The following is a 702-nucleotide window of genomic DNA, read 5'->3' on the forward strand; positions in this document are numbered from 1 at the left end:
CACCACGGATGAGCGGTCCGAATCTCTGGCCAGGCGCGAGGCGGAGGGCAAGCTTAACGAGACGATTCACGTCGATGTGCCGAAATACGAAACGCCGGCGCGCGGCATACTCTGGGTTCAGTTTTTACCTGACAAGAAAGCCAATGTGGTTGTCAGCGATCTGTCACCGCCGCACGACGACTTCCCAGGTGAAGTTAAAGGGTGGCCGGTGCCGTCGGATAAATACAGGCGGAGTATTGTGGATAGAGAGGTCAAAGACGCACAAGCCAGTCTTGCTGTGTATCGAAAAGGGATTGATGATGTTCAGAGTCGAGAAGATGGAGTTTTTGAAAAATACTGGAATATAGATAAGGATGTTTTTGCTCAAGATGTGGAAAAGTTTGATGGTTGGGGTGATCCGGCTTACCAAGAGTATTTGCTTGAGAATCTCTCGATGTCCGCAAAAAGGATGGAGAACAAGATCGAAAGGTTGAGAGAGGTTCGGCCATGAATGCAAAATTGGCAAGTTCTCGTAATTTGCGGGCGTATGAGAATCCTTCAGAAAACGGTGTTTTCTTTTCCGGGGAGGAAGAAAGGTTAGGGCAGTTTCTGGCAAGAGAGAATGTCAGAAGTCCGATGAATGCCTGTGACACCAATCTTTTTATCGGCGCGTTCTTTGATGGAACAGGTAATAACTATGCCGATAGACTCGACCGAGAAGAC

At 48.4% G+C, this 702-nt stretch carries 2 protein-coding genes; both read left to right on the top strand.

Annotated features, from left to right (window positions below):
• On the top strand, positions 1–490 hold a 490-nt coding region (locus DOM41_RS17215; RefSeq protein ID WP_157956979.1), incomplete at its 5' end, for a DUF3304 domain-containing protein.
• Positions 487–702, top strand: a 216-nt coding sequence (locus tag DOM41_RS17650) for a hypothetical protein (RefSeq protein ID WP_188112431.1), incomplete at its 3' end; no start/stop codon positions are given. The genes DOM41_RS17215 and DOM41_RS17650, both read left to right, overlap by 4 nt.

Source organism: Salinicola aestuarinus (genome assembly GCF_003206645.1).
Lineage (GTDB): Bacteria > Pseudomonadota > Gammaproteobacteria > Pseudomonadales > Halomonadaceae > Salinicola > Salinicola aestuarinus.